This window comes from Nocardiopsis protaetiae (assembly GCF_045446735.1).
Taxonomy (GTDB): Bacteria; Actinomycetota; Actinomycetes; order Streptosporangiales; family Streptosporangiaceae; genus Nocardiopsis; species Nocardiopsis protaetiae.
In genome coordinates this window covers 1-26,158 of the sequence record NZ_JBJJBV010000106.1, presented here as the reverse complement: position 1 = coordinate 26,158, position 26,158 = coordinate 1, and the positions used below count along the sequence as shown (strand labels likewise).

Below are 26,158 nucleotides of genomic sequence, written 5' to 3'. Positions count from 1 at the left end.
CTCCAGAATCCGGATCGATCCGACGTTCCCCACGACCGGATCGGCGTAGAGCGGGCGCGTCGTTTCGAGCTCCAGGAATTTCGCCAGCGCCCTCCCCCCGATTCCCCGACCCCAGTAGGCGCGGCCCAACCAGTAGCCCAGGTAGCGCTCCCCGCCCACCCACCAGGACACGATGTTCCCGGCCAGTTCGCCGTCGATGACCACGGCCCTGACGAACACCGTCGGGTCACCGAGGACCCTGATCCTCCAGTGGTCGAGGAAGCGTTCGCGCTCCCGGGGCTGGAACTGCGATCGCCGTACCGCCTCCGGATCGTGCTCCTGCTCCAGGAACACCTCCAGATCTGACTCTTCGACGGCTCGCAAACGGATGTCCTCACTCATAGGGCCACTCTGGCATTCGCACGGACACGGGAGCAGGCCGAGCCCGACGCCGTCGGCCCGCTCCATGGGGACCCTGCCTGGTCAGCCGACGCGGGTCGTGCCGCTCTGCCCTCGGTCGGGGGCGGCGGCGGTGGGAACGGCGGTGAAGGAGGCCGGGTCCCGGACACGCAGCAGGACCAGGAAGGCCACCGCGGGCAGGGCCACCAGCGGCAGCAGCGCCGCCTGGAGGCCGACGGAGTCGGCCAGGGCGCCTATCGCCGGGGAGGCCAGGCCGCCGACCGAGACCGCCAGGCCCAGGGTGACCCCGTTGGCGGTGCCCATGTGCCGGGGCAGGAAGTCCTGCCCCAGGGTGACGTGCAGCGAGAACGGCACGTACAGCACCAGCGACGCCAGCGCCACGAACACGAACACCGCCGGCCCCGGCGTGAACAGCAGCCCCACCAGCACCGGCACCGCCAGCGCGTAGGACCACCGCAGGATCGTGGTGCGCGCCCAGCGGCGGGCCAGGTGCCCGCCCACGGCGGTCCCGAACGCCCCGCCCAGGTAGAACACGAACAGCGACATGGCCGCCGCGGCCTCCCCGACCCCCGCGTGTTCGCGCACGAACAGCACCAGGAAGGACCCCAGCCCGACGAACACCACCGACCGGCACACCACCGCCACCGTCATCAGCACGAACGAGCGCCGGTCGTCGCGGCCCACCCGCTTGGCCCGGGCCAGCCCCTCGGCGTGTTCGACCGGGCTCGCCGCGCGGCCGATCAGCGCCACGGCGACCACCCCGGTCAAAGCCGGGACCAGCAGCAGCGGCGACGCGTCCAGCCCCCACACCCCCACGGTGGCGGCGACGAACAGCGGCGCGGCGGCGAAGCCGATCCCCCCGCCCAGGGAGAACCAGGACATGACCACGTGGTCGTCGCCGCTGATCTCCCGCGCGCGGTGCGCCCCCGCCGGGTGGAAGGCCGCCACCCCCACCCCCGACACCCCCGCCAGCGCGGCGGTGACCCACACCGACTCCGACACGGCGATCGCCGCGAGCCCCGACCCCGCCAGCAGCACGCCGACCGGGATCAGCCACCGCATCGCCCACCGGTCGCCCAGCACACCGAACAACGGCTGTACGACCGACGACGCCAGCGACCCGGCGAGCACGATCCCCGCCGCCGCGGCGTAGTCGTAGCCGCGTTCCAGGACCAGGAACGGCACCAGCGCGGCCAGCGCGCCCTGGTAGAAGTCGACGGTGGCGTGGGAGTAGGCCAGCAGGCGCGCGCCGCGGCGGGCGGACCGGGAGACGGAGGAGACCATGGCCCCAGTGTGGCCGCCCCGGCCCCGGCGCACTTTCTGTATTCTGCCGTGTGATGCCGAAAACCCGCCATGTGCCGACCGCCCCCACCGAGACCCGGTTCCTGGCCTCGGGCGAGGAGGTCGACCCGCACCGCCACGACGACCACCAGGTCATCTACGCCAGCTCGGGCGTGCTGGAGGTGGTGGTCGACGCCGGAACGTGGTTCACCCCCGCCACCCGGGCCGTGTGGGTGCCCGGCGGCACCACACACCACTGGCGGGTCCACGGGTCCGCGACCGTGCATCTGGTCGGGGTGCCCGCCAGGAGCCGTGGCCCACGGGGCGGGGAACCGTCGCTGGTCCTGGTGCACCCGCTGTTCCGCGAGCTGCTGATCGCCTGCTCGCAGGCCGGTCCCGCGGTCTCACCCGCCGAACGGCGGATGCTGGCCGTGCTCACCGACCAGGTCCGGCCGGCCCCCGAACCCGCGACGATGCTGCCGGTACTGCGCGACCCGCGCCTGCGCGACGTCCAAGCCGTGCTGGAAGCGGACCTGGCCTCCTCGCCCGCCCTGGCCGACCTCGGGCGCCGGGTCGGGGCGAGCGAACGCACCCTGTCGAGGCTGTTCCACGACACCGTCGGCATGGGCTTCACCGTCTGGCGGACCCAGCTGCGCCTGCACCGGGCCAGTCTGCTGCTGGCCGAGGGCCGGACCGTCACCCAGGCCGCGGCCGCCTGCGGGTTCTCCTCCCCGAGCGCGTTCATCACCGCCTTCCAGGCGGCCTTCGGCCGCACCCCCGGCTCGCTGTACCGATGACCTCCGCCCTGACCGTCCTTCCGGCGCCCCACGCCCCCGATCCCGAACTGAGAACAGAAGAGCCCCACCCGGGTGGCGGGTGGGGCCGGTCACGAGGGTGCGGGACCCGGGTCGGACCTCACTTCTGCGGCGGATTGGCAGCGCGCAACTCCTCGTTGATGCGCTGGGCCTCCTCCAGCTGGTCCTCCAGGATGATGATCCGGCACGCGGACTCGATCGGCGTGCCTTCGTCCACGAGCTCGCGCGCCCGGGCGGCGAGTCGGAGCTGGTAGCGGGAGTAGCGGCGGTGGCCGCCTTCCGAGCGCAGGGGCTCGATCAGTTTGGCCTGGCCCAGGGCGCGCAGGAACGCCGGCGTGGTGCCGATCATCTCCGCGGCGTTGCCCACGGTGTAGGCGGGGTAGTCGTCATCGTCGAACCGGTCACCGGTATCGGGACGGGGCAAGTGCGTGTCTTCCTTCTCCTGAACGCACGTCGAGGGCCCCAGCGCCATGCGGCGCCGGGGCCCGAGAGTTCAATACCACCTACCGGCTGCTGCCGGTCTTCCGCTTCCCGAGGTCAGACTGGGACGGGATCGCGGGGATCGCGGTTGTGTGACCGTGGACCACCTACTTTCGAACGAAGGCCCTGCGGTACCCGAGCGGAACTTCCCCTCACTCGGGCGATCCTGATGGCATCTACTCCTCTCGTTTCTCACTTCGTGCACTGCTTTCGACTGCGGTCCTACCGGCTCCCGACGCCGTACAACCGTGCGCCGGTCGAGCCCTACCGCATCCTTCTTCCTGCCGCGGCCTCCCCTGTGGGAGCGGAAGGCCGGTCCTGCTGTACTGCCGTACTTCTCTACTGCCTTACTTCTGTACTGCGGTCCTACCGGCCCCCGGCGCCGTACGACTGAGCGCGCCGGTCGGGCCGTCCTGCTCTCCACCGGCGTATCCGGTGGTCCAGCCGTGAATCTCAGTGGCTACGACAGGAAATGTAGCAGCGAGAGGTGGGCATGTCTACCGTGGCCGCTACAAGTTTTCGGTTCTTGTCGGAGAAGGTTCCCTGGGGGCCGGGGCCGGGGCCGGGGCCGGGGGCTGGAGGCCGGGGGTCGGTCGGGACGTCTCCGGGAACGGCGGCGCGGAGTCGCGCGGGCCATGACGGCGCCCCGCGCCGGAAACCCGCCCCGGGACGGGCCGCGGTCAGGCCTCGCCGGGCGGGCGGGCCTCCGCGCGGCCGGCGACGAGCCGGGCCGTGACCGCGTCGAGCTGCCGGGCGGCGACCGGGTCCAGGGTCTTCAGGCCCAGCGGCAGCGACCGGCCGCGGGACGCCGCCGTCAGCGGAACCCCCGGAGGCGACTCGATGAAGCCGTGGATCGGCGCGATCGCCCGTGCCACCGGCTGCGCCGCCACCAGGGCGAGTGCCCTGATCGCGAACCGTGCCGCCGGACGGAGGCGCTCCGCCGCGGCCCTGCCGCTGCGTGTGAACCCGGGGTGGAAGAGCACGTAGGGAACCCGCTCGCCGTACCGCTCCGCCATCGCGACCCCCAGCAGGTCATTGGCCCGGCCCGCCTGGAGCTGGGCGGCGACCGTCCCGTACCGGCGGCGCAGTTGGAGGTCGTCCCAGTGGATCCCCCCTCCGGTCATCCCGACGCCCGCCACGTTGACGATCACCGATCCCGGCCTCCGTGCCAGCGCGGGCACCAACCCGTGCCCTAGCAGGTACCGGCTCAGGTAGTACAGCGCGAACGTCGACTCGAAGCCGTCGACCGTCTCCGTCCGCTCCGGGAACGGCCGGTTCGCCCCCAGCACCAGGGCGTCGATCCCCGCCGTGTGCCGGGCCCCGACGTGGTCGATCACCGCCCTGTTCCCGGCCACGGTGCTGAGATCGGCCGCCACGAACTCGACCCGGCCGCCCAGACCCGCTCCGGCGGCCTCCGCGAGCAGACGGTCCCCGCGTGCCCGGGTGCTGCCGACGGCGACCACGTGATCGCCCCGGGACGCCCGTTCCAACGCGAGGGCGCGTCCCATGCCGTCGCTGCCGCCGGTGATCACGATCGTCCGGATCGCCTTTTCGGCATGGCTGTCGACCATCGGGTCCCCCCTGGTTACTGTTGGTGAGTAGCCCCATCCTCGGTAACCAGTCGGGATTCCGGAAGAAGGCAGTTCCATGTCAGCAGCTGACACCGGTGTTCCCACCCCGCTGGACACCCGACTGCCCAGTCCGGTGCCGGTGGAGGAGCATGAGCAGTGCCCGGTGAGCGATGTCCTGCGGCGCGTCGGCGACAAATGGTCGGTGCTGGTGATCGTGCTGCTCGGGCAGCGGCCGCACCGGTTCAACGAGTTGAACCGGGGGATCGAGGGGATCAGCCAGCGCATGCTGACCCGCACCCTGCGGGGCCTGGAAGTGGACGGCCTGGTCCACCGGGAGGTGTTCGCGACGGTGCCGCCCAGCGTGGAGTACAGCCTCACGCCGATGGGGACGACCCTCCTGGAACCCGTGGCCGCGCTCGCGAACTGGGCCATCGCGAACCAGGAGGCGATCGCCGGGAGCCGCCGGGCCCATGCCGCCCCCGCCGACCGCGACCGGTGTCCCGAGGGCCGGGCGGAACCCTGAGGGCGGAACACGGGCGGGTAGGATGCGGCGCATCGAGAGTGCCGTGAACCCCGCCCTCGGATCCCATGACGGGAACGGCTTCCACAACGAGGACGGAGAAGCGTGGCCAACAGTTACGACTACCAACTCCCGTTCCACATAGATCAGGTGTGGGGCATGCTCCCCCATGCGGTGCGGCGCGCCAAGGGAGCCTCGAACCAGGGGAACCCGCTGCCCGACGGCGGTTACCGCTACACCTTCTCCACCAGCTTCTCCCTGCTCAGCTACGGGCAGAACGTGTACATCGACCTCTCGCCCCACCCCCAGGGCACGCACATGCGGGTCGCGCCCAACCTGAAGTTCGGCCTCTTCGACTGGGGTGAGGGGAGTGAGATCGCCGCCAGCCTGTTCTTCCACCTCTCCGGCATGCTCCAGCAGCAGCACGGCCAGGTCCCCGGTCCCGGAGCTCCCGGCCAGGCCCAGCACGGCCAGGGCCACCAGGCACCCCCGCCTGCTCCCGGCGGCTACGGACCCCCGCCCGGCCACGGCCGGCCCGCGCCCCCACCGGCTCCGCCCGGGCACCCCGGACCCCCGCCCGGGCGCGGCGGATACGGTCCGCCTCCCCACGGCCAGGGCGGCCACGGCCCGCGCCGCTAGCGCCAACGAGCGCCGACGGAGTCAGCCGTCGGCGGCCTCGGCGCCGCCGTCCGCGCCGAGGCCGCGCGCCCAGCCCTCGTTCAGCGAACGCCCGGTCGCGTCGGGATCGTCGCCTGCGGCCCGGTAGAGGCGGGCCAGCCCCGAGGTCACGATGGGCTCGACCTGCTCGAACGACAGGACCCCGGTCGCGACGAGCATGCACGCGCCGTGCCCCAGCATCCACAGCTCGTGGGCGAACGCAAGCGCTTCGACACCGGGGTCGAAGCGCTTCGCCTCCACGGCCCGCCGCACCGTGTCGACCAGGTGCTGGAGGGTGGCGTCCGCCGCCCGGCCGTCCGGCAGCGGCAGCGAACCGTCGAACATCAGCGTGTACAGGTCCGGGTTGTCCCTGGCCGAAGCCGCGTAGGCGGCCCCCGCCGCGGCCAGGTCGCCGACCGGGTCGTCGGTCGCGGGGAGCGCCGCCAGGCGGGCGGCGAGTCGGCCGAACCCCTCCTGGCGCACCGCGCCGAGCAGCCCGGGCATCCCGTCGAAATACGTGTAGACGGCCATGGTCGACACCCCCGTACCGGCGACGAGGCCGCGCAGGCTGACGGTTTCACGGCGGGCGAGCATGGCGGCGGCGCGTTCGATCAGCAGGCCGCGGATTTCGGGACGGGCGGGTCTGACCACTTGATCATTCTATATCAGTGTTATTGAATAGCGGTGTTATCGAATGAGGAGGACACCGTGCCGGTCCAACTGCTCAACCCGCCCACCCTGCCCCGACCCGAGGTCTACGCCCAGGTGTCGATCGCCGAGGGCTCCAGGATGGTGTTCATCTCGGGCCAGGTCGCCCGCGACGCCGACGGCGCCCCGGTGGGGCCGGGCGACCTGGCGGCCCAGACCGAACAGGCCTACGCCAACGTGCACGCGGCCGTCACGGCCGCGGGCGGGACCTTCGCCGACATCGCCAAACTGACGGTCTACGTCGTGGACTGGGAACCGGACAAGATGGCCCTGCTCGGCGAGGGCGCCGTGCGGGCGGCGCAGCGCCTGGGCTTCGACCTCGTCCGCCCCATCACCCTGCTGGGCGTCGCGGCCCTGGGCGAACCCGACCTGCTGGTCGAGGTCGAAGCCGTCGCCGTCCTCCCCTGACCGGGGGAGCGGACGGGCGTTCGGCCGCGCAGCTCTTCAGCCCCTCAACCCTTCAGCCCCTCAGGCCTTCGTCGAGGAGGCGGCGCAGGCGGCTCTGCCGGGTGCGTCCGTCGCCGAGGTCGCCCGCCGGAAAGCGCCGCACGATCTCGCGCAGCCCGGGCGGCGCGTGCTCGATCGCCCACCGGACCTCCGCCTCACCCGCGGCCGGGTCCCCGCCCGCGGCGGCCTCCCGGGCCAGCGCCAGGTACAGGGCGGGCCCGTGGATGTGCTTGACCTGGTGCGGCGTCGCCAGCGCGTGGATGTACGGAGCACCCGCCGCGGCGGCCGCCGCGCGGGCCGCGGCCACAAGCCCCCCATCGTCGGCATCGCGCGCCGCCGCCGTGGACGCCCAGGCCGCGGTGCGCAACCGCTTCGTCCGCCGGTCCCCGAACGCGTACGCCCGCGCGGCCTCGACCGTCTCGCGCGGACGGGCGTCCCCCGGCGCGCCCGCCTCGAACAGCGGCAGCGCCCGCTCCGCGCAGGCGACCGCCCACCGCGTGAGCAGCCGACGCTCGTCGTCGCTCAACTCGACCTCGCGGGGTTCGTCCCCCATCACCCACCACCCCCAGGCCGGACCGAGACCGGCCAGGGCGGCCGTTGTGGAACCCGGAAAACCTTGAGCCATGGGTCTCAAGCGTATCTTTGAAAGACCGGTTGACACCTGACGCGCATCAGCCCTGAACAGGGTTGAGGAATCGGTTCCAAGTCTCAAAGCGGGGTTTCGCTCAGCTCCCGTCCGCCCCCTGCTCCCGCACCCACAGCGCCAGCCGGGTCCGGTCCCGCAGCCCGAGCTTGCGCAGGATGTTCGTGACGTGGTTGCGGGTGGTGCCGTCCGTGATGAACAGCCCCCGGGCGATCTCCCGGTTCGTCGCCCCCGCGCCGATCATCCGCGCCACCTCCCACTCCCGCTCCGACAGCGGCGACTCCGGCCGGGGCCCGGCCGGTTCCGCCGACCCCGCCGGTTCCGCTGGCGTCGCGGGCCCCTGGCCGCCGCCCAGCGACGCCACCAGCCGTTCCGCGGCCGCCGTCCCCAGCACCGTCTCCCCGCGCACCACCCGCTGCAACGCCGACACCAGTTCCTCCGGCGGCACGTCCTTGAGCAGGTGGCCGCGCGCCCCCGCCCGCAGGCAGCCGAAGATGATGTCGTCATCGTCGAACGTCGTCAGCACGACCGCCGGCACGTCCGGGTACTCCTGCCGCATCCGCCCGATCAGCGTCAGCCCGTCCATCCGCGGCATACGCGCGTCCACCAGCGCCACGTCGGGCAGCGCCTCCGACTCCGCCAGGAACTCCAGCGCCTCGACCCCGTCCCCGACGTCTCCCGCGACCTCGATCCCGTCCTCGAACTCCAGCAGCTTGCGCAGCCCGTGCCGCAGCAGCACCTGGTCGTCCACGATGAGCACCCGCATCAGGCACCGCCCTCCTCAGCCGTCCCACCCGTGCCGGTGCCGTGTACAACAGCACCCTGCACCTCCACCGGCACCTCCACCCGCAGCCGGAACCCCTCCCCGGCGTTCTCCGCCACCAGCGCCCCGCCCACCCGTTCCACCCGCTCCGCCAGTCCCCGCAGCCCGAACCCGCCGCGCACCGTCTCCACCGGCGCCCCGCCCCCGTTGTCCGTCACCGACACCGCCACCGTCGCCGCCCCCACCTCGACCTCCACCAGGACCGCATCCCCGCCGGAGTGCCGCATCGCGTTCGTCAGCCCCTCCTGCACCGCCCGGTAGCACACCAGCTCCGCCTCCTCCGGCAACGTCGGCCACTCCCCGCCCCGCTGCTCGAACCCGATCCGCACGCCCCCGCCCTGGAACGACTCCGCGAGCGACCGCATCGCGCTCGCCCCGGCCCGCCCCTCCAGCGCCAGCGGCCGCAGCGCCCGCACCCACCGGCGGGTGTCGGTCAGCGCGTCCCCGGCCAGCGCCCGCGCCTGCCCGACCTCCTCCCACGCCTCCTCCGACCTCCCCGCCTCCCGGAACCGCAGCGCGTTCGCCAGGCACAGCGACAGCGCGGTCAGGTGGTGCCCGGTGCTGTCGTGCATCTCCCGGGACATGCGGGCGCGCTCCTCGGCCACGGTCAGCTCCCTGATCCGGTCCGTGCTCCGCCGCAGCTCCTCATGCGCGGCCTCCAGCTCCCCGTGCGCCGCCTCCAGCTCCTCCAGCAGCTCCCGGGTGCGCTCGGCCCGCCGCGCCGACACCAGCAGCCCCACCGACACCAGCCCCGACGCCACCACGATGAACAGCAGGCTCACCGCCATGAGCACCCCGGCCAGAAAAGGCGTTCCGGGCACCAGCAGCGGCAGCAGCAGGCTGAATCCGACGACGAGCGCGCCGTAGACGATCCCCCCGGGGACCCCGAACACGATCACCGCGTTCACCGTTCCCACGCACAGCAAAAGGAACAGCGTGTGATTGCTGGTGACGAACGACAACAGGGTGACGACCAGGAAAATCCCGCTCGCCATTCTGCGCGGCCACGGGGAATGCGGCGACCAGGCCAGGAACGGCCACAGCACCGCGCACACGAGCACGGATCCGATCCCCGTGGCGACCAGGGAGAGGGTCACGGGGTCGGCGATCCCCTCGCCCGTCGCGGGGATCGCCCCGGTCAGGAGCACCGTGTAGATGGCCAGTGTGGTCAGCACCGAACCCCAGAACAGCAGGCCCACCACGCGCGGCGGCCGGTTGTCGGCCAGGCTGACCCAGCGGGACAGATCGGGAAGGGGGGAAGGTGATCTCATCGCCCGGATCCTATCCCCCGGTTCCCCGAAAAGGGGATTCCGGACTGTCATGACCTCGCGTCGGCCCTCCCATGACTCCTGTCATGGGAGGGTCCCGGAAAAGCGCGTGACATCGGCATGACCACAGGTCGATGCGCCCGTACCCGCCATTTTCCTAAGGTTTTTCCCAGAGGACGACGAGAAACAGGGAGAGACCCATGGAGAACACGACCACCCGCCCCGCCCCCGCCGAGACCCCGCGCCTTCCCGTGCTCGGAATGGTGGTCGCCGGCCTCGCGATCGCGGCGATGGCCGCCGTTTCCCGGACCGCCTGGCCCGAGCTCGCGGAAATGGTGCACGGCGGGCGGTACAACCTCGACGGCAGCCCGAACATGGTGCCCCGGTGGCTCCTCGCGGGGGCGGTGCCCTTCACCACGGCCCTCGTCGCGGCGATCCTGAGCGTGGTCCCGACGCTGGGGGAGCGGCTCCAGAGCGGGCTGAACCTGCCGGTCCGCCAGACCGCGCGCGGCACCACCCGGGCGATGAACGCCCTCCTGGTCCTGCTCTCGCTCTTCCTGCTGGTCGCCCACTCGATCACGGTGTTCAACGGCGCCGGGTGGGACCTGCCGACCACGAAGATCGCGGGGGTCTCGGTGGGGCTGCTCCTCATCGGGGCGGCGCTGGTCGTGCTCGCGACGACGTCCGCGCCCTCCGGGGGCCGGGACACCGCGCTCCACCGCTGGTGGGCGGACGCCCGGCGGCCGATGACGGTCGCGATCGTCGCGGTGGGGGTCGTCCAGATCGCCGTGGCCCTCCTGGTCGAGAACGGCCTCGTGGTCGGGTCGGTGTCCCTGCTGCTGCTCCCGGCGATGCTCCCGGCCCTGGCCCTCCCCCTGCTGAGGGGCCGTCGGCGCGGGTGACGGAAGGGCTCAGAACCAGACGAACACGAACATGAACGGCGGAGGTCCCCCGCGGACCCCCGCCGTTCACTTCGCATTTGCGGCATATCGGCCACGCCGTGGCCCGGCGGACACTTGACCGTTCTGGTCAGATCTTCTCCGCGTTCACGACGATGCCGTCCTCGTCGCTGTACAGCCACTCCCCGGGAACGAACGTGACGTCCCCGAAGGTCACCGGCACGTCCAGCCGCCCGGCGGCGTCCTTGGCGGACTTGCGCGGGTTGGACCCCAGCGCCTTGGCGCCCAGCTCCAGCTTTGCGAGCGCGACCGTGTCCCGCACGGCCCCGTGGACGACCACCCCGGCCCAGCCGTTGGCCACCGCGGCCTCGGCGATCATGTCGCCCATCAGGGCCGAACGCAGCGAGCCGCCGCCGTCCACCACCAGCACGGCGCCCTCGCCGGGGCTGTTGAGCACCTGCTTGACCAGGCCGTTGTCCTCGTGGCACTTGACGGTGCGGATCGGGCCGCTGAACACGGTCCTGCCGCCGTACTGCCGGAACTGCGTGGAGCAGCTGCGCAGGGTGTCGCCGTGGTCGTCGATGAGGTCCGCCGTGGTGAAGGCCGCGGTGCGGTGCTCGGTCATGTCGGCTCCGGTCTTCCGGTCTGGGGTGAAGCGGATGGACACCACTCAAGCTACCCATGAGTAGTCACCCGCCCCCGGCCACCCCCGCCCGGCACGCCGGATCGACCCCCGCGGCACCGCCTCCGGGGCTCCCACCGGCACCGATGGGCCCCTCCCGCCGCCGGTCGCCGCCACCCGCTCACCCTTTCGTGGCGGTTCGTCCCAGACCCGGTTCACCCTTTCGTTGGGGAACCCCGTCTCTTTCGTCGATCCCGGCCCCGGAACGGCCCTCCGGCCCCCGATTCGGTGCCAGGATAGGGACCACAGACGTCACCAAACCGTGGGAGTCACGTCACCGTTCGGTCGATCGGTCGACTCCACGTCGCGACCCCTCCCCCCACGCTCGCGCGACCCTCCCCGACGACACCCCTGGAGAGAGATGGTCTCCGAGATCTTCGACACCAGTGCCTCCTGGTCCCGTGCCGTGATCGAGTTCGCCGCCGGACTCGACCCCTGGGTACAGCAGGCCGCCTACGTCGGCACCGACCTGTTCCTCGTCGTGTTCGCCGTCCTGTTCCTGGCCGCCTGGTGGCGCGCCCGCTCCATCGACTCACGGCTGGTGGGCCTGGCCCTGTTCGCGCCGGTCGCCACCGTCATCGCCTACGGCGTCAGCCGCACCGTCAAGTCGTTCTTCGAACAGCTGCGGCCCTGCCAGGCCATGACCGACCTGACCACCATCGCCTCCTGCGACCCCGTCGGCGACTGGTCCTTCCCGAGCAACCACGCCGCGATCGCGGGCGCGGCCGCCGCCGCGGTCATCATCGCCTGGAAGCGCGTCGCCCCGATCGCCGCGGCCTTCGCGGTCCTGGAGGCGTTCTCCCGCGTCTTCGTCGGCGCCCACTACCCGCACGACGTCACCGTCGGCCTGCTGCTCGGCGCGGCCGTCGCCACCGCCGTCTCCCTGGCCGTGGCCCGCCCGCTGACCGCCCTGGTCGACAGGGCCGCGGAGAACGACCTCCTGCGACCCCTGGTCCGCTCCGCGTCCGCCGGCGCCGCACCCCTCCCCGCCGGGCGGCGCACCCAGCACGGCCCGGACGACGAGAACACCTCCACCGGCCCCCGCTCCTACGCGGGCGTCTGACCCGGACCCGCCTCCCCCGCGGACCCCGGCGGCCCCCGCCGCCGCGCATCGCACGCCGCCCCGGCCGACCCCCGGCCGGGGCGGCGCCGTGTCCACCCCCGCCCCTCCACTGGCCGCACCGGTGCGGGGCGGGTCACGGTCCCACGGCCGGACACAGCTGACACACTGGTGAGGTGGGTACTCAACAGACTTCAGCAGAGCTCTTCGAGCGGGCCACCGCCGTCGTCCCCGGCGGGGTCAACTCGCCCGTGCGCGCCTTCGGCGCCGTCGGCGGCACCCCGCCGTTCTTCGTCAAGGGCGAGGGCCCCTACCTCATCGACGCCGAGGGCCGCCGCTACGTCGACCTCGTCTGCTCGTGGGGACCGCTCATCCTCGGCCACGCGCACCCCGACGTCGTGGCCGCGCTGCACGGCGCGGTGGACTCCGGCACCTCCTACGGCGCCCCCACCCCCGGCGAGGTCGAACTCGCCGAGCTGATCGTCGAGCGCACCCCCGTGGAGAAGGTCCGCCTGGTCAACTCCGGCACCGAGGCGACCATGTCCGCGATCCGCCTCGCCCGCGGGTTCACCGGCCGCGGCAAGATCGTCAAGTTCGCCGGCAACTACCACGGCCACGTCGACGCCCTGCTGGCCGCCGCCGGCTCGGGCCTGGCCACGTTCGCGCTGCCCGACTCCCCGGGCGTCACCGGCGCCAGCGCCGCCGACACCCTGGTCCTGCCCTACAACGACGTCGAGGCCGTCGAGCGGGCCTTCGCCGAGCACGGCTCCGACATCGCCTGCGTCATCGCCGAGGCCTGCCCCGCCAACATGGGCGTCGTCCCGCCGCGCGCCGGGTTCAACGAGCAGCTCAAGGGCATCGCCCACTCCTACGGCGCGCTGCTCATCCTCGACGAGGTCCTCACCGGCTTCCGGGTCAGTGCCTCGGGCTGGTACGGCCTGGAGGGGGTCGTCCCCGACCTCATGACCTTCGGCAAGGTCATGGGCGGCGGCCTGCCCGCCGCCGCGTTCGGCGGCCGCGCCGAGATCATGGACCGCCTCGCGCCCAACGGCCCCGTCTACCAGGCGGGTACCCTGTCCGGGAACCCGCTGGCGACCGCCGCCGGACTGGCCACCCTGCGCGGGGCCACCCCGGAGGTCTACGCGCACATCGACCGGGTGTCCGCCCAGGTCGAGGCCGAGATCTCCAAGGCCCTGAGCGCCGCGGGGGTGGCGCACCGGGTCCAGGGCGGCGGCAACCTGTTCACGGTGTTCTTCACCGACGCCGACATCGTGGATTTCGACACCGCGCGCACCACGGACACCAAGGCCTTCGCGGCCTTCTTCCACTCCATGCTCGACCAGGGCGTCTACCTGCCGCCCGCGGCCTTCGAAGCATGGTTCTTCTCGTCCGCCCACGACGAGGAGGCGATCGGGAGGGTCGTCGAGGCCCTGCCCGCCGCCGCACAGGCCGCCGCACAGGCGCAGGGCTGACCCGCCGGGTCCGCGACCTGCGCGACCGGCGCGACAGACGCGTCCGGCGCCGCCCCGCACACCGGCCCGCCGGGCCCCACCAGAGATCCCCGAAGGAAAGACGCGCAACCATGACGACGACCACCGTCGTGCACCTGCTCAGGCACGGCGAGGTGTACAACCCGGACAAGGTGCTGTACGGCAGGCTCCCGGACTTCCACCTCAGCGAACGCGGTCAGCAGATGGCCGAGATGGCCGCCGAGTGGTTCGAGGGCCACGACATCGCGGCCCTGTACTCCTCGCCGCTGGACCGCACCCAGGAGACCGCGGTCCCGCTCCAGAAGATGTCCGACCTGCCGGTCACCCTGGACGACCGCCTCATCGAGGCCTCCAACAAGCTCCAGGGCCTGTCGCTGTCCCGGAGCTCGGTGCGCGACCCGCGGGTGGTCAGCCGGATGTACAACCCGTTCCTGCCGTCCTGGGGCGAGCCGTACAAGCAGATCGTCGAGCGCATGGTCTCGGTCGTCAAGACCGCCCGCCGGGCCGCCTGGGGCCGGGAGGCGGTGTGCGTCAGCCACCAGCTGCCCATCTGGATGGCCCGCCGCGCCGCCGAGGGCAAACGCCTGTGGCACCGCCCCGACCTGCGCGAATGCAACCTCGCCAGTGTCACCTCGCTGACCTTCGTCGACCAGCGTCTGGCCAGCGTCAGCTATGCGGAGCCCGCGGCGTCCCTGTACCTCGACGAACCCTCCGTCCCCGGGGCCTGACCCGGAGCGCGCACCCGGAGCGGTAAGCTGGGCCTTCGGGTGCGGTGGGTTCACGCCCATCGACGGCCGTCCGAGGACGGGCCCCCGGCCCCGCGGTCCGCGCTCGGCGCACGACCCCGGGGCCTTGCCACCCGAACCCCTTGCCGGATCCGCCACGGCGGTGCGGCATGCTCTGTATCCATCGTCAGCGAGAGGGTGATCCCTGATGGGTTCCGTCATCAAGAAGCGTCGCAAGCGCATGGCGAAGAAGAAGCACCGCAAGCTGCTCAAGCGCACGCGTATCGCGCGTCGCAACAAGAAGTAGTACCGTCGCGGCGATCGTCGTCTCTCCGCGGGCGTGGGCGTGCCCCGGCATGTCCCGGACGCGGAGAAATCCCCCTTTTCGGCGATGCCTCGACCAACGTGACGGAATTTTCCGGTCGGGACATCGTTGTGTCTCACGGGTCGCGGTCACCGCTTCACCCTTGAGGTGAACGGTCCGCGCACCGTCACTCATCGTCTCCTTCCAAGGAACGTGTCGCCATGGCTCGTGTCGTACTCGTCACCGGGGTCTCCAACCCCATGGCCGCCAGGGTCGCGCAGACCCTGGGCGCGGAGCCCGGGGTCCGCCGGGTGCTCGGCGTCGATTCGGCGCCGCCCGCCGCCACGACGGGCTTCGACTACACGCATGTCGACCTGCACGATGAAAGCCTGGGACAGATCGTCGCCGACTCCGGTGCCGATCTCGTCCTGCATCTGGGGCTGGACACCGCGCACAGCGCCAACCGCGAGGACAACGTCCTGGGGACGATGCGCGTGCTGACCGCCGCGCAGCGCTCCACGACCGTCCGCCGCCTGGTGGTGCGCTCCAGCGCCACCCTGGACGCCGACGACGCCGCCGAGGTCGAGCGGCACACCCGCGGCGTGCAGCGCCGCCGCCCCGACCTGGAGGTGGCGGTCCTGCGGTTCGCCAACCTCATCGGGCCGGGCGTGGACACCCCGCTCACCCGCTACCTCGACTCCCGGGTCGTGCCCACGGTGATGGGCAGCGACCCGCAGGTGCGCTTCCTGCACGAGGACGACGGCGTCGAGGCCCTGGTCCGCATGGCGCTCAACGCCGGAACCGGGTTCTTCGACGTGGCGGGCAAGGACAGCATCCCGCTCTCCCAGTGCCTGCGCCGCATCGGCGGCCACCGTTTCCCCGTCCCGGCCTCCGGGCTGCGCGTGCTGCGCGGCGTGGCCCGCCGCGGCCGCATCGACTACGCCACCGCGAGCACCGCCCGCGCCGTCACCGCGGGCCTGGCCGCCTCCCTGGACACCGGTGAGCTCGAACGCGTCCTGGAGTGGATCCCGGCGCACAGCTCGCTGGAGGCCTTCGAGTCCTACGCCGACGCCCGCGGCCCCCGCCGCGCCCCGGGCCGCCGCAACGGCCCCGGCCGCCCACAGAACTCGGGCCTGCGCCCGGTCCACGTGCTCGCCCTGGCCAAGGCCGGCCTCGGCCGCTGACCCGGCCCCCGGGTCCCCGCCTCCACACCCTCGCCGCCGCCTGCCCGGCGGCAGGCCCTCGCGTCCCTGGACGCGGCCGGTCGCCCCGGCCGTGGGCGTTGCTTCCGTCGAGTCGTGTGCGGCCGATCGTCTCGCCGCCGCCTGCTCGACGGCACGTCTTCGCGTCCCTACATGCGGCCGGTCGCTCCACCGCCGGTGCTGATTCCGATGCGCCGCATGCCCGTGCCGCTCCTGCCATGGGCGGCCGGTCCCCCTACGGCTCGCCGCTGTTCGATGCGGCCGATCTCGGCCCGCCGCCGTGTGCGCGGGTTTCGGCCGCGCGGGGGGTGTTTCGGTCCGGGGGCGATCTCCGAGCTTTCTTCGATTCGTCTCCGGCCGGTCCTCGAACCTTCCCCGGATCTTCTCCGGCCCTCCCGGCCCGGTCCCGCCGTGTCCCGCGGTTCCCGGTGCTCCCGGGCGCCGCACGGCTCCCTCCTGCCCGGCGCCTTCCAAGACCGCGCCCGCCGTCCCGCACGTCCCAGGGGCCGCTCAGGCCCCCGGGACGGCTCTGCGCTGGCGGGCGGCGCGGATGGCGACGGCGCCCACCGCGGCGCCCACGGCGGCCGCGGGGACGGCCACCTTCAGCGCCCGGCGGTGCGTGCGGAAGTCGTGCACCGGCCACCCGTGGGTGCGCGCGTAGCGGCGCAGGTCCCCGTCCGGGTTGACCGCGTTCGGGTCGCCCACCAGCGACAGCAGCGGCAGGTCGTTGGAGGAGTCGCTGTAGGCCGAGCAGTCCGCCAGGTCCCACCCGTGCTTGGCGGCCAGCTCCCGCACCGCCACCGCCTTGGCCGGGCCGTGCAGCAGATCGCCGTTGAGCCGCCCGGTGTACACCCCGTCCACGCTCTCGGCCTCCGTGCCCAGCGCCCCCGTCAGCCCGAGCCTGCGGCGGATGATCTGGGCCAGCTCCACCGGGGTCGCCGTGACCAGCCACACCGGCTGCCCGGCGTTCAGGTGCCGCTGCACCAGGGCGCGGGTGCCCTCCCAGATGCGGTCGGCCATGGTCTCGTCGTAGATCTCCTCGCACAGGCCCACGAGGTCGTCGACGTCGTGCCCGGCGACGAACGCCAGCGCCGCCTCCCGGGCCGCGTTGATGTGGTCCGGCTGCTCGCTGCCGGTCACCCGGAACACGGTCTGGCCCCACGCGAAGCGCAGCAGGTCACGGGTGGTGAACAGGTCGCGGGAGGCGAGACCGCGGGCGAAGTGGTAGATCGACGCTCCCCGCATCAGGGTGTTGTCCACATCGAAGAAGGCGGCCCCCGCCGGAGTCGGGGACACGACGTCGTGTGACACGGTTCTCTCCTGGCTCGGGTGGGGAGTCGGCGGGACCGCCGTCGACGGCCTGCTCCCCGTATGCATGCGAGCCTACGACCCCGGGTGAGCAGGACGGAGCCTCTGGGACACGGCGGTAATTCGCGTGATGAAGGTCACAGTAGGGAAAGCGGTTTTGCCCGTCATTCTGCGGGATCTTCCCTGAAAAGGTCCTCACGTACCGGTACGGAGTGCACGGCCACCCGTTCACGTGCATCATCATTGTCGAGATGGTGATCGTAGGACTCGCATTCATGAGCGCGCTGGTGGGTTGGAGTGCCACCGCCGCGCTCGCCGCCTACGCCCAGCGACGCCCCGGAGTGGCCGTCATCGCGTGGTTCGTCGCGGCCCTCGGACTGACCGTGGGGCTGAGCGCGGCCGTCATCGGCGCGCTGTTCGACTTCAACGGCGTGACCTTCCGCCTGCTCCACATCGGCATCAGTCTGCTGGGCCCCCTTTACATGGCCTGGGGCGCCCTGGAGTACGGCGTCCGCTCCGCGCAGGGGCGCTTCACCTCGCGCCTGTTCCTGGCGGCCTTCACCATCGTCCCCCTCGTGGTCCTGAGCATGGACCGCATCAGCGGCCGGTTCTCCACGACCTTCCCGGCCCTGGGCGACCACTACGACCTCATCCCGCGTTCGCTCGTCAACGTCACCCAGGTCGTCGTCGCGGTGTTCCTCGTCGCGGCCCTCGCCGCCGTCGCCCGCCGCCCCGCCGGCCGCAACCTCCACCTGGGGGTCCTCGGCCTGGTCGCGCTCGCCGCGCTGCTGTCGATCGTGGTGGGCCGCACGGGCCTGGGCTTCGCCGGGCCGCTCCTCATGCTCGGCTCGGTCGCCGCGCTCTGGGGCGCCGCCGCGCTGGCGGTGCGCCCGCGGCGCGACCCCTACGACGAGGACGACGACTACTACGACGACTACGATGACGACGCCGACGGGGATCCCGAAGACGAACTCCTGGAGGAGCCCGTGCGCCGTAAGCGTCGCAACGCCGACCCCTACGACGACTACTACGACGGCCCGCCGGTGCGCCAGGCGCCGCCCGCCAAGCTGCGGGGCGTCATCACCATCTACACCCTCGCCGACGGGCAGGGCGCCGGCTTCGACCGGATCGCCGACGCCGTCGTCCACGAGGTCGGCGTGCGCGAGCCCGACACCCTGCTGTTCGCCTGTCACACGGTGCCCAGCGCGCCGCTCCAGCGCATCGTCTACGCGATCTACCGCGACGACCTCGCCAAGGAGGAGCACGACCAGCAGCCGCACGTGATCGAGTTCGGCCGCCGCACCGGCTCCCACGTGGTCGCCACCAACGTGATCGAACTCGCCCTCTCCGGCGCGGCCGCCAGCGACGGCCTCGCCGGCCTGCTGATGCCCCGCTGACCTCGGCGGGTTCGGAGGAACCCGCCCCGGACGCGAACCGTTGTACGCTCCGGGGCGTCCAATGGCGGTGAAGTACCCTTCCCTGAGGTTCCCCAAGAACCGGTGCCCCCCGGGTACCGAAGGCGTGTGACGATGACCGGCCGATTCCACGGGCCGAGAGCCGCGCCGGAGCGAAAGAAAGTGTGCTGGGATTCCAGATGCGTAAGTTTCTTGTCGTCCTCCTCATCCTCCTGGCGGCCCTCGTCGTAGGCGCCGACATCGGAGGACGCGCTCTCGCGCAGAACATGATCGCGGGCCAGGTGCAGCAGCAGTTCCAGATGGAGCAGGAGCCCACGGTCGAGATCGGCGGCTGGGCCTTCCTGCCGCAGGCGATCGGCGGCACCTACCAGGAGATCGTCATCTCCGCCCCCTCCGCCACCTTCGGCGAGTACCCGGTGGAGCAGATCGAGGTGCGGGCCTCCGACGTCGACGCCCCGCCGGCGGAGCTGCTGTCGGACCCGCAGGTGACGGCCGGCCGGATCGACGGCTCGGCGGTCCTGCCCTACTCGATCCTCAACCCCTTCCTGCCCGAGGGCATCACGGTCTCCACCGAGGGCGGCAAGCCCTACGCCAGCGGCGAGCTGGCCGTGACCGACCTGGGCATCAGCGTCCCGGTGTCCGCCGCCCTGGACATCACCGTCCAGGACGGGGTCGTCTCGGCCACCCCTGGTGACATCCAGGTGGAGGGCGCGCCCATCGACATCTCCGGGATGGTCTCCAACATGATGACCGTGTCCTTCCCGGTGCCGCAGATGCCGTTCGGGATGACCGTCACCGACGCCGAGGCCGTCTCCGGCGGCCTGCGGGTCGACGGCACCGCCGAGAACGTGCCGCTGATGGGCGCCGAGGCCGTCTGATGGACCCCGTCGGCCTGACCGTCCTCGCCGCCACCCTGGCCGCGGCCACCGTGCTGGGGCTGCTGTGGCGGCGGGGACAGGGGCGTTTCCGCGCGCAGGGGCGGCCCGCCGCCCCCGCCGCGGCGGCCGCCGGCGCGGCCGCGGGGGAGGCCGCGGACACCACGGAGACCGCGGGCACCGGCCCGGCGGGGGAGGGAGCGGCCATGGCGGCCGACACCGACGGTTCCACCGTCCTGGGCGCCGAGGAGATCGGCGCCGGGCTGGGGGAGCGGGCCACGCTCGTGCAGTTCTCCAGCGCCTTCTGCCAGCCCTGCCGGGCCACCCGCCGCGTTCTGGAGGAGGTCTCCGGGATGGTCGAGGGCGTCGCGCACGTCGAGATCGACGCCGAGGCCCACCTGGACCTGGTGCGCCGGCTCAACATCATGCGCACCCCGACCGTCCTGGTCCTGGATCGGCAGGGCGCCGTGGTGCGCCGCGCGAGCGGCCAGCCCCGCAAGGCCGATGTGATCGCCGCCATCGGCGCGGCGGTCGCCTGACCTCGGAACCCGGACCCTCCGGTCCTATTCCCGACCGGATGACCAGGGAATACACCGGTTCCGGCGCGTGCGGCGGCCCCCCGGGCGGGGGCCGCACCCGTTCCCACCGGCCCGAATACACCGTTGTGTGATCCAGGCCACCCGTGACAAACACGTTAAGGGGCCTGTAGCGTCAAGGACGTGACTTCCTTGACGAGCGCGTATCTCACGAAGCGACGGGCGGTGGACTTCTGCCGCGTCGCCGCCGCGCTCTGTCTGTGTCCCTAGGGCGCTCGGGCCGTACCGCGGCCCCCCGCCCCCTCGCGCGACCGACCCTCCTTCTCGTGCACGCAGGGACCCATCAGTCATGCAGGTCGATCCTCGCGGACAGCGCTTCGCCGCTGCCCTGACCACTCTCGTCCTGGCCGCCGCCCTCGCCTTCGCCCAACCGTGGATCCTGGGATTCCAGGCCGTGGTGTTCGCGATCGGCGTCCTGGCGGGGGTCCGCCACTCGCCCTACGCGCTGCTGTTCTCCGCCGTCGTACGACCCCGGCTCGGACCGCCCTCGGAGACCGAGGACGCCCGGCCGCCCCGGTTCGCGCAAGGGGTGGGGCTCGCCTTCGCCGTCATCGGACTCATCGGATACCTGGTGGGCCCCGAATGGCTCGGCGCGGCCGCGACCGCCCTCGCCCTGACCGCCGCCTTCCTCAACGCCGCGTTCGGCTTCTGCGCCGGATGCGAGATGTACCTGCTCGGCCGCCGCCTGGTGGCGGCGGGGAAGCCGGCCTGAAATCCCCCGTCCCCGGACCCCGCGATCCGGTGGGCACCGCACACGCGACACCGCACGTAGCAGAAAAACAATCAGGAGGTTCCCCATGAGCCGCTCCGACGTCCTTGTGGACGCCGACTGGGTGGAGGCTCACCTGGACGACGACAACGTCGTTCTCGTGGAGGTCGACGAGGACACGTCCGCCTACGACAAGGGGCACATCCCCGGCGCCGTCAAGATCGACTGGAAGACGGACCTCCAGGACCCCGTCCGCCGCGACTTCATCGACAAGACCGGGTTCGAGAAGCTGCTGTCCGCCAAGGGCATCGGCAACGACGACTTCGTCGTCCTCTACGGCGGCAACAACAACTGGTTCGCGGCCTACGCGTACTGGTACTTCAAGCTCTACGGCCACGAGAGCGTCCGCCTGCTCGACGGCGGCCGCAAGAAGTGGGAGCTGGACTCCCGCGAGCTCGTCGAGGAGGTCCCCGAGCGGGCCGCCACCGAGTACCGGGCCAAGGACCAGGACCTGGCCATCCGCGCGTTCCGCGACGAGGTCGTCGAGGCCATCGGCACCAAGGACCTCGTGGACGTGCGCTCGCCCGACGAGTTCGTCGGCAAGCTGCTCGCCCCCGCGCACCTGCCGCAGGAGGCGTCGCAGCGCCCGGGCCACATCCCGACCGCGCGCAACATCCCGTGGGCCAAGACGGCCAACGAGGACGGCACCTTCAAGACCGCCGAGGAGCTCCGCGAGCTCTACACGGAGGCCGGTGTCGACCTGGAGAAGGACATCATCGCCTACTGCCGGATCGGCGAGCGCTCCTCGCACACCTGGTTCGCCCTGCACGAGATCGTGGGCCTGGAGAACGTCAAGAACTACGACGGCTCCTGGACCGAGTACGGCTCCCTGGTGGGCGTGCCGATCGAGCTCGGAGAGGCGGAGGCCAAGTGAGCGACAGCTGCGGAGCGCCGGTCGGCGGGGTCGCCCTCGCCGACGTCGACGCCGGGAACCAGGCGGTCATCCAGGGCACGGTGACCCGGGACGGGCAGCCGCTGCGCGGGGCGTACGCGCGCCTGCTCAACACCTCCGACGACTTCGTCGGCGAGGTCGCCACCGGTGACGAGGGGACCTTCCGGTTCTTCGCCGCCGACGGCGACTGGAAGGTGCGGGTCCTGGCCTCCAAGGGCTTCACCGGCGAGTACCCGGTGACGGCCCAGGTCGGCAAGGTCATCGACCTACAGGTCCAGGCCTGAACCTGATCTAGGCATACGGCGACACGGGGCGCCGGAGGGAACGGTTCGTTCCCTCCGGCGCCCCGTCGTGTTCTCCTTGTGGCATACGGCACGTTCCGTAGGCGGACGACCGCGAAACCACTGCGGTGGGCGTTTCGTCCCATCCCCTGTACCAGAACAGGGACGCGGCGACGAGGCCGCGCGCGGAAAGGGGAGCCGACAGGTGCGTTACACGGGGGTGTGGGGAGTCGCGGGAGCGATGGTCCTCCTGGTCACGGGGTGTACGGGGTTCCTCCCGGTGCAGGAGCCGCAGGACTCGGGCTCCGCGGCCGCGATCGACTGGCGGCCCTGCCACGCCGAGGACGAGGAGGGTGCGGTCCCCGAGGACGGCGACCCCGAGTGGACCGCCGCCCTGGAGTGCGGAACCCTCTCGGTGCCGCTCGACCACGACGACCCCGACGGGGAGACCATCGACATCGCGCTGGCCCGGGTGCCCGCCTCCGGCGGCTCCGGCGAGCGGATCGGCTCGCTGGTGCTCAACCCGGGCGGGCCCGGCGAGTCCGGGGTGGAGATGCTGGCCTACCCGCAGTTCTCCGACGAGATCCGCGACGCCTTCGACCTGGTGGCCTTCGACCCGCGCGGGGTCGGCGACAGCGGCGGGTTCGCCTGCGGGAACTGGGACAGGTTCGCCGAGGCCCAGATGCGGATCCAGGACCCCACCGCCGTCACCGACATCGAACTGGAGCGGCTGGAGGCGTCCGCCCGGTCCTACGCCGAGGCCTGCGCCGAGACCGTGGGCGCCGAGTTCCTCGCCGAGATCGGCACCGTCAACGTGGTCCGCGACCTGGACATGGTCCGCGAGGCGCTGGGCGACGACGCGCTGAGCTACGTGGGCTACTCCTACGGCACCTACATCGGCGCCCTGTACGCGGAGATGTACCCCGCGACCACCCGCGCGCTGGTCCTGGACGGCGCCGTGGAGACCGAGCGGCCCAACCTGGAGGTCGCCGAGGACCAGGCCGCCGCGTTCCAGGAGACCTGGGAGCTGTTCGCCGCCGACTGCGCCGCCGCCGGGACCTGCCCGTTCAGCGGGCCCGAGGCCGCCGACGCGGAGATGACGCAGATCCTCGACCGGCTCGACGCCGACCCGCCCACCACCCGCGGCATGCCCGTGGACGGCCCCGCCCTGCTGGGGATGGTGGGCCTGGCGCTGTACGACGAGACGTCCTGGCCCGAGCTGGCCCGCACCCTGAACGCGCTGGCCGAGGGCTCCGACGAGTCCGGCGAGCTGCTGGACGCGCTCTACGACACCACCTACGGGATCGGTGAGGAAGAGGTCGCGGAAGAGGACGCCGCCGAGGAGGCGGAGGAGCAGGAGGGCGGCCTGTACGCGGACGCCGAGGCGGCGCTCACCGCCATCAACTGCGCCGACCGGGTGGACCCGACCGACCCGCAGGCGTACCGGGAGTCGGCCGAGGCGATCGCCGCCGACACCCCGTTCTTCGGCCCGGACCTGGTGTGGGGCCAACTGCCCTGCGCGTTCTGGACCGACACCGAGACCGCCCCGACCGGGTTCACCGCGCCCGACGCGCCGCCGCTCGTGGTGGTCGGCACCGTCGGCGACCCGGCCACCCCGTACGGCTGGGCCCAGGAGCTGGCCGGCCAGCTGGAGACCGCGACCCTGGTCACCTACGAGGGCTCGGGCCACACGGTGTACGGCTACGGCCTGCCCTGCGTGGACGACCCGATCGACACCTACCTGCTGACCGGCGAGGTCCCCGAGCCCGGCCTCAGCTGCCCCGCGTTCTAGCGCCACCCCTCGTGCCCGCCCGCCGCGGCCCGGCGGGCGGGCACGCCGTGTGCTCGGCCCCGCCGAACATGTGCGGTCGCCGAGGTCCACCGGTCGGCGGTCGGGGCACCGGCCATTCCCGGCGGGCGGGCGCTCCCTGCGCCCGGTCCCGGCCGTGGCGGCCTGCCTTCGACGGCGGGCGTCTTCCACCGGGTGCTCGTCGGCCCCGGCCGAGCGCACACGCCTGCCCGCCGTCCGCCTGCCCAGGCGGCGGTCGAGACCTCCGCCCGGCGCGGTCGCCGCCGGGTGCCCCGGCGGTGCGGGCACGCCGTGCGCCCGGTCCCGGTGGTGGCGGCCTGCCTTCGGCGGCGGGCCGCCACCACCCGGCTGTGCGGGGTGGTGGGGTTATCCACAGGCGGCGGGTCAGGCGGTGACAAGGCGGCCCGGCGGTGACACCATCATCCACAAAGCGCGAGGCCCCGCCCGCGCGCGATTTCCGAGTGGATCCCGACCTCGGCCGCCCCTGCGGGCGGCCGCCCAGGAGGTGTTCGGACGGTGCCCCCCAACCCGCGGCCGGACGGCGCGGCCGCGCGCACCTATGTCGGCTGGCGGTACGCGGTGCTGCTGCCGCCGCCCGGGCCGCCGCCGCGCCGGCCGACGCCGGACGAGGCCGCCGACCCCGCCGCGCAGGCGGAGCAGGCCCGGCGCGAGGCCGAGGACCGCACCGACCGCCCCCTCTACATCGCCCTGACCGGGCTCGGCGTGTTCGCCCTGCTGTGCCTGGTGCTGTGGCCGCTGCGGGTGCTGCCCGCCACCCTCGCCGTCGGCGGGGTGCTGGCCTGCGCCGCCATCGCCGTTCCGCTGGTCATCGCCCTGGCCCAGAGCCGGCAGGTCGCCGCCCAGCGGCTGGCGGCGGTCCGGGAGCGGCTGGCGGCCGAGGCCGCGGCCCGCGAGCGCGAGCTGCACGCCCGCCTGGACGGGCACGCCCGCGCGCACACCGCCTGGCAGTCGGCCTGCCGGGCGTTCGAGGCCCAACCGCTCTGGCACGGCGTCACCGCCCCACCGGACACCGACGCCGTCCTCGTCGTCGGCGGCGCCGACGCCGGGTGGTCGGCGCTGCTCACCACCATCGGCGTGTCCCGGCTGCGCGAGGGCGGCGACCTCACCGTCGTCGACCTCACCGGCCGCTCCGTCACCCGCGACCTGGTCCGGCTGGCCCGGCGCTGCGCCGTGGCCCCGCGCCGCTGGGTGCTCCCCGCAGACCTGCCGAGCATGACCCTGGGCACCGACCTGGACGCCGGGCAGCGCGCCCGCATCCTCTCCGCCGTCGCCGCCGCCTCCGGGGGCGCCGACGACCCCGACGCCGACGAGACCCTGCTGCTGCGGCTCATGGAGGTGCTCGGCCCGCGCGCCGGGATCGCCGAGCTGATCGGCGGCCTGCGCGCCCTCATCACCCCCGAGGACGACGCCGCCGAGGACGACGCGGCGCTCGCCCTGCTCACCCCCGACCAGCGCGCCCGGGTCCGCGAACGCTGCGCGGGCGACCCCTGGGGGCGGGCCTGGGAGCTGGAGCGCCGCCTCTCCCCGTTCGAGGCGGTCGGCACCCGCGCCGAGGAGGGCGAGTACGCCCAGGTCAAGATCATCTCCACCGACCGCGCCTCGGGCGGGGTCGCCGCCCGGGTGTACGGCACCTACGCGGTGGCGGCGCTCAGCGAGCTGCTGGAGGTGCCCGGCGGGCCGGGGACCTCCCGGCGGCCGCGCGGCCCGCGCGGCCGCACCGTGGTGGTGTGCGGGGCCGAGACCCTGCCGGAGGACGAGATCGACCAGGTGCTGTCCGCGGCCGGGACCGGCGGTGTCGAGGTCGTCCTGATGTTCCGCGACGCCGTGCCCGCGGCCCTGGACCGGTTCACCGCCCCGGGCCGGCTGCCCGTGGTGATGCGCCAGGAGAGCGCGGCTGCGGCCGCCGCCGCGGCCACCGCGATCGCCGCGGCCGGGGGCGGCGGCCTGGCCCTGCACCGGCTCACCGAGACGGTCGCCGCGGAGGTGGGGGAGACCGCCATCACCCCCGAGGAGGACCCCGACGCCGAGGTCGTCGCCGACGACCGCTACTTCGCCTCCCCGCACACCGAATCCGGCGCGGTCATCCGCAGCGCGGCCGCCGCCGTCACCCCGCTGGACCTCGTCCGCCATGTGAGATCGGCCACGGTGTGGGGCGAGGCGACCTCCTCCCAGGAGTGGGCCGACGCCCCACTGGACGCCGAGGGCGACGCCGACCGC

General features: G+C 73.0%; 29 protein-coding genes. 19 read left to right on the top strand and 10 right to left on the bottom strand.

Annotation, left to right across the window (positions count from 1 at the left end; genetic code table 11):
* A partial coding sequence (locus ACJOT3_RS17360) for a GNAT family N-acetyltransferase (RefSeq protein ID WP_406973880.1) occupies positions 1–381 on the bottom strand: 381 nt, incomplete at its 3' end.
* An 81-nt stretch (positions 382–462) separates the two neighbouring features.
* Positions 463–1,683: an MFS transporter gene (locus tag ACJOT3_RS17355; RefSeq protein ID WP_406973879.1), complete on the bottom strand. Its 1,221-nt coding sequence runs from the start codon at positions 1,681–1,683 to the stop codon at positions 463–465.
* 53 nt (positions 1,684–1,736) lie between these two features.
* On the opposite strand from ACJOT3_RS17355, the gene ACJOT3_RS17350 reads away from it, so the two are divergent.
* On the top strand, positions 1,737–2,477 hold the full coding sequence (locus ACJOT3_RS17350; protein WP_406973878.1) for a helix-turn-helix transcriptional regulator: 741 nt from the start codon (positions 1,737–1,739) through the stop codon (positions 2,475–2,477).
* 118 nt (positions 2,478–2,595) lie between these two features.
* On the opposite strand, the gene ACJOT3_RS17345 is transcribed toward ACJOT3_RS17350, so the two are convergent.
* Both ACJOT3_RS17345 and ACJOT3_RS17340 read right to left on the bottom strand, forming a co-directional pair.
* Positions 2,596–2,919, bottom strand: coding sequence for a MerR family transcriptional regulator (locus ACJOT3_RS17345; RefSeq protein ID WP_406973877.1), 324 nt, complete (start codon positions 2,917–2,919; stop codon positions 2,596–2,598).
* Positions 2,920–3,655: 736 nt separating this feature from the next.
* Positions 3,656–4,546: an SDR family NAD(P)-dependent oxidoreductase gene (locus tag ACJOT3_RS17340; RefSeq protein WP_406973876.1), complete on the bottom strand. Its 891-nt coding sequence runs from the start codon at positions 4,544–4,546 to the stop codon at positions 3,656–3,658.
* 76 nt (positions 4,547–4,622) lie between these two features.
* Between ACJOT3_RS17340 and ACJOT3_RS17335 the strand changes: the two genes are divergently transcribed.
* Both ACJOT3_RS17335 and ACJOT3_RS17330 read left to right on the top strand, forming a co-directional pair.
* Positions 4,623–5,069 carry a winged helix-turn-helix transcriptional regulator gene (locus ACJOT3_RS17335; protein WP_406973875.1) on the top strand — a complete coding sequence of 149 codons (447 nt, stop codon included), beginning with the start codon at positions 4,623–4,625 and terminating at the stop codon, positions 5,067–5,069.
* A 102-nt stretch (positions 5,070–5,171) separates the two neighbouring features.
* A complete protein-coding gene (locus tag ACJOT3_RS17330; RefSeq protein WP_406973874.1) occupies positions 5,172–5,705 on the top strand; it encodes a hypothetical protein in 534 nt (177 codons plus the stop codon).
* A gap of 21 nt (positions 5,706–5,726) precedes the next feature.
* On the opposite strand, the gene ACJOT3_RS17325 is transcribed toward ACJOT3_RS17330, so the two are convergent.
* Positions 5,727–6,374, bottom strand: a complete 648-nt coding sequence (locus ACJOT3_RS17325) for a TetR/AcrR family transcriptional regulator (protein WP_406973873.1) — start codon at positions 6,372–6,374, stop codon at positions 5,727–5,729.
* A gap of 57 nt (positions 6,375–6,431) precedes the next feature.
* Here ACJOT3_RS17325 and ACJOT3_RS17320 point away from each other — a divergent pair, with 57 nt between their 5' ends.
* Complete coding sequence (locus tag ACJOT3_RS17320) at positions 6,432–6,839, top strand: RidA family protein (RefSeq protein WP_406973872.1); 408 nt, start codon at positions 6,432–6,434, stop codon at positions 6,837–6,839.
* Positions 6,840–6,891: 52 nt separating this feature from the next.
* Here ACJOT3_RS17320 and ACJOT3_RS17315 read toward each other — a convergent pair whose 3' ends face one another.
* From ACJOT3_RS17315 to ACJOT3_RS17305, 3 genes are all read right to left on the bottom strand, one after another.
* Complete coding sequence (locus ACJOT3_RS17315; RefSeq protein WP_406973871.1) at positions 6,892–7,431, bottom strand: putative immunity protein; 540 nt, start codon at positions 7,429–7,431, stop codon at positions 6,892–6,894.
* A 172-nt stretch (positions 7,432–7,603) separates the two neighbouring features.
* Positions 7,604–8,287 (bottom strand): response regulator, encoded by a 684-nt coding sequence (locus tag ACJOT3_RS17310; RefSeq protein ID WP_406973870.1) that lies wholly within the window; start codon positions 8,285–8,287, stop codon positions 7,604–7,606.
* On the bottom strand, positions 8,287–9,615 hold the full coding sequence (locus tag ACJOT3_RS17305; protein ID WP_406973869.1) for a histidine kinase: 1,329 nt from the start codon (positions 9,613–9,615) through the stop codon (positions 8,287–8,289). The genes ACJOT3_RS17310 and ACJOT3_RS17305 overlap by 1 nt, the downstream gene beginning before the upstream one ends.
* A 197-nt stretch (positions 9,616–9,812) precedes the next feature.
* Here ACJOT3_RS17305 and ACJOT3_RS17300 point away from each other — a divergent pair, with 197 nt between their 5' ends.
* The gene (locus tag ACJOT3_RS17300) at positions 9,813–10,514 is read left to right on the top strand and encodes a hypothetical protein (RefSeq protein ID WP_406973868.1); all 702 of its coding nucleotides are present in this window, start codon (positions 9,813–9,815) and stop codon (positions 10,512–10,514) included.
* 127 nt (positions 10,515–10,641) lie between these two features.
* Here the strand turns inward: ACJOT3_RS17300 and rraA are convergent, their stop codons facing one another.
* On the bottom strand, positions 10,642–11,136 hold the full coding sequence (gene rraA, locus ACJOT3_RS17295; RefSeq protein WP_406973867.1) for a ribonuclease E activity regulator RraA: 495 nt from the start codon (positions 11,134–11,136) through the stop codon (positions 10,642–10,644).
* A 418-nt stretch (positions 11,137–11,554) separates the two neighbouring features.
* On the opposite strand from rraA, the gene ACJOT3_RS17290 reads away from it, so the two are divergent.
* The 5 genes from ACJOT3_RS17290 to ACJOT3_RS17270 all read left to right on the top strand — a co-directional run bounded on the left by ACJOT3_RS17290 (position 11,555) and on the right by ACJOT3_RS17270 (position 15,956).
* Positions 11,555–12,256 carry a phosphatase PAP2 family protein gene (locus tag ACJOT3_RS17290; protein WP_406973866.1) on the top strand — a complete coding sequence of 234 codons (702 nt, stop codon included), beginning with the start codon at positions 11,555–11,557 and terminating at the stop codon, positions 12,254–12,256.
* A 173-nt stretch (positions 12,257–12,429) separates the two neighbouring features.
* Complete coding sequence (gene hemL, locus ACJOT3_RS17285) at positions 12,430–13,725, top strand: glutamate-1-semialdehyde 2,1-aminomutase (protein ID WP_406973865.1); 1,296 nt, start codon at positions 12,430–12,432, stop codon at positions 13,723–13,725.
* A 110-nt stretch (positions 13,726–13,835) separates the two neighbouring features.
* A complete protein-coding gene (locus ACJOT3_RS17280) occupies positions 13,836–14,471 on the top strand; it encodes a histidine phosphatase family protein (RefSeq protein ID WP_406973864.1) in 636 nt (211 codons plus the stop codon).
* Positions 14,472–14,676: 205 nt separating this feature from the next.
* Positions 14,677–14,775, top strand: a complete 99-nt coding sequence (locus tag ACJOT3_RS17275) for a 30S ribosomal protein bS22 (protein ID WP_017621272.1) — start codon at positions 14,677–14,679, stop codon at positions 14,773–14,775.
* A gap of 218 nt (positions 14,776–14,993) precedes the next feature.
* Entirely contained in the window at positions 14,994–15,956 is a 963-nt protein-coding gene (locus ACJOT3_RS17270; RefSeq protein ID WP_406973863.1) for an NAD-dependent epimerase/dehydratase family protein, read from the top strand.
* Between the two features lie 528 nt (positions 15,957–16,484).
* On the opposite strand, the gene ACJOT3_RS17265 is transcribed toward ACJOT3_RS17270, so the two are convergent.
* Complete coding sequence (locus ACJOT3_RS17265) at positions 16,485–17,285, bottom strand: HAD family hydrolase (RefSeq protein WP_406973862.1); 801 nt, start codon at positions 17,283–17,285, stop codon at positions 16,485–16,487.
* A 272-nt stretch (positions 17,286–17,557) separates the two neighbouring features.
* On the opposite strand from ACJOT3_RS17265, the gene ACJOT3_RS17260 reads away from it, so the two are divergent.
* From ACJOT3_RS17260 to ACJOT3_RS17220, 9 genes are all read left to right on the top strand, one after another.
* Positions 17,558–18,679 (top strand): putative quinol monooxygenase, encoded by a 1,122-nt coding sequence (locus tag ACJOT3_RS17260; RefSeq protein ID WP_406973861.1) that lies wholly within the window; start codon positions 17,558–17,560, stop codon positions 18,677–18,679.
* 197 nt (positions 18,680–18,876) lie between these two features.
* Positions 18,877–19,575, top strand: coding sequence for an LmeA family phospholipid-binding protein (locus ACJOT3_RS17255; protein ID WP_406973860.1), 699 nt, complete (start codon positions 18,877–18,879; stop codon positions 19,573–19,575).
* Positions 19,575–20,111, top strand: a complete 537-nt coding sequence (locus tag ACJOT3_RS17250; protein ID WP_406973859.1) for a thioredoxin family protein — start codon at positions 19,575–19,577, stop codon at positions 20,109–20,111. Before ACJOT3_RS17255 ends, ACJOT3_RS17250 begins: the two co-directional genes overlap by 1 nt.
* 180 nt (positions 20,112–20,291) lie before the next feature.
* On the top strand, positions 20,292–20,378 hold the full coding sequence (locus ACJOT3_RS17245; RefSeq protein WP_352983320.1) for a putative leader peptide: 87 nt from the start codon (positions 20,292–20,294) through the stop codon (positions 20,376–20,378).
* Positions 20,379–20,457: 79 nt separating this feature from the next.
* Positions 20,458–20,880, top strand: a complete 423-nt coding sequence (locus ACJOT3_RS17240; RefSeq protein WP_406973858.1) for a DUF4395 domain-containing protein — start codon at positions 20,458–20,460, stop codon at positions 20,878–20,880.
* A gap of 85 nt (positions 20,881–20,965) precedes the next feature.
* Positions 20,966–21,811, top strand: a complete 846-nt coding sequence (locus tag ACJOT3_RS17235; protein WP_406973857.1) for a sulfurtransferase — start codon at positions 20,966–20,968, stop codon at positions 21,809–21,811.
* A complete protein-coding gene (locus tag ACJOT3_RS17230; RefSeq protein ID WP_406973856.1) occupies positions 21,808–22,113 on the top strand; it encodes a DUF1416 domain-containing protein in 306 nt (101 codons plus the stop codon). Before ACJOT3_RS17235 ends, ACJOT3_RS17230 begins: the two co-directional genes overlap by 4 nt.
* A 238-nt stretch (positions 22,114–22,351) precedes the next feature.
* Positions 22,352–23,902: an alpha/beta hydrolase gene (locus ACJOT3_RS17225; RefSeq protein WP_406973855.1), complete on the top strand. Its 1,551-nt coding sequence runs from the start codon at positions 22,352–22,354 to the stop codon at positions 23,900–23,902.
* 534 nt (positions 23,903–24,436) lie between these two features.
* Positions 24,437–26,158: hypothetical protein (locus ACJOT3_RS17220; RefSeq protein WP_406973854.1), on the top strand; the 1,722-nt coding region annotated here is incomplete at its 3' end.

What these genes read in the sequence shown, in the direction of transcription:
- ACJOT3_RS17355 (WP_406973879.1), bottom strand. Translation starts at nt 1,683, where the DNA reads ATGGTCTCCTCCGTCTCCCGGTCCGCCCGCCGCGGCGCGCGCCTGCTG.
- ACJOT3_RS17350 (WP_406973878.1), top strand. Translation starts at nt 1,737, where the DNA reads ATGCCGAAAACCCGCCATGTGCCGACCGCCCCCACCGAGACCCGGTTC.
- ACJOT3_RS17340 (WP_406973876.1), bottom strand. Translation starts at nt 4,546, where the DNA reads ATGGTCGACAGCCATGCCGAAAAGGCGATCCGGACGATCGTGATCACC.
- ACJOT3_RS17335 (WP_406973875.1), top strand. Translation starts at nt 4,623, where the DNA reads ATGTCAGCAGCTGACACCGGTGTTCCCACCCCGCTGGACACCCGACTG.
- ACJOT3_RS17315 (WP_406973871.1), bottom strand. Translation starts at nt 7,431, where the DNA reads ATGGGGGACGAACCCCGCGAGGTCGAGTTGAGCGACGACGAGCGTCGG.
- ACJOT3_RS17310 (WP_406973870.1), bottom strand. Translation starts at nt 8,287, where the DNA reads ATGCGGGTGCTCATCGTGGACGACCAGGTGCTGCTGCGGCACGGGCTG.
- ACJOT3_RS17305 (WP_406973869.1), bottom strand. Translation starts at nt 9,615, where the DNA reads ATGAGATCACCTTCCCCCCTTCCCGATCTGTCCCGCTGGGTCAGCCTG.
- ACJOT3_RS17300 (WP_406973868.1), top strand. Translation starts at nt 9,813, where the DNA reads ATGGAGAACACGACCACCCGCCCCGCCCCCGCCGAGACCCCGCGCCTT.
- rraA (WP_406973867.1), bottom strand. Translation starts at nt 11,136, where the DNA reads ATGACCGAGCACCGCACCGCGGCCTTCACCACGGCGGACCTCATCGAC.
- ACJOT3_RS17290 (WP_406973866.1), top strand. Translation starts at nt 11,555, where the DNA reads ATGGTCTCCGAGATCTTCGACACCAGTGCCTCCTGGTCCCGTGCCGTG.
- ACJOT3_RS17280 (WP_406973864.1), top strand. Translation starts at nt 13,836, where the DNA reads ATGACGACGACCACCGTCGTGCACCTGCTCAGGCACGGCGAGGTGTAC.
- ACJOT3_RS17275 (WP_017621272.1), top strand. Translation starts at nt 14,677, where the DNA reads ATGGGTTCCGTCATCAAGAAGCGTCGCAAGCGCATGGCGAAGAAGAAG.
- ACJOT3_RS17270 (WP_406973863.1), top strand. Translation starts at nt 14,994, where the DNA reads ATGGCTCGTGTCGTACTCGTCACCGGGGTCTCCAACCCCATGGCCGCC.
- ACJOT3_RS17260 (WP_406973861.1), top strand. Translation starts at nt 17,558, where the DNA reads ATGAGCGCGCTGGTGGGTTGGAGTGCCACCGCCGCGCTCGCCGCCTAC.
- ACJOT3_RS17255 (WP_406973860.1), top strand. Translation starts at nt 18,877, where the DNA reads ATGCGTAAGTTTCTTGTCGTCCTCCTCATCCTCCTGGCGGCCCTCGTC.
- ACJOT3_RS17250 (WP_406973859.1), top strand. Translation starts at nt 19,575, where the DNA reads ATGGACCCCGTCGGCCTGACCGTCCTCGCCGCCACCCTGGCCGCGGCC.
- ACJOT3_RS17240 (WP_406973858.1), top strand. Translation starts at nt 20,458, where the DNA reads ATGCAGGTCGATCCTCGCGGACAGCGCTTCGCCGCTGCCCTGACCACT.
- ACJOT3_RS17235 (WP_406973857.1), top strand. Translation starts at nt 20,966, where the DNA reads ATGAGCCGCTCCGACGTCCTTGTGGACGCCGACTGGGTGGAGGCTCAC.
- ACJOT3_RS17225 (WP_406973855.1), top strand. Translation starts at nt 22,352, where the DNA reads ATGGTCCTCCTGGTCACGGGGTGTACGGGGTTCCTCCCGGTGCAGGAG.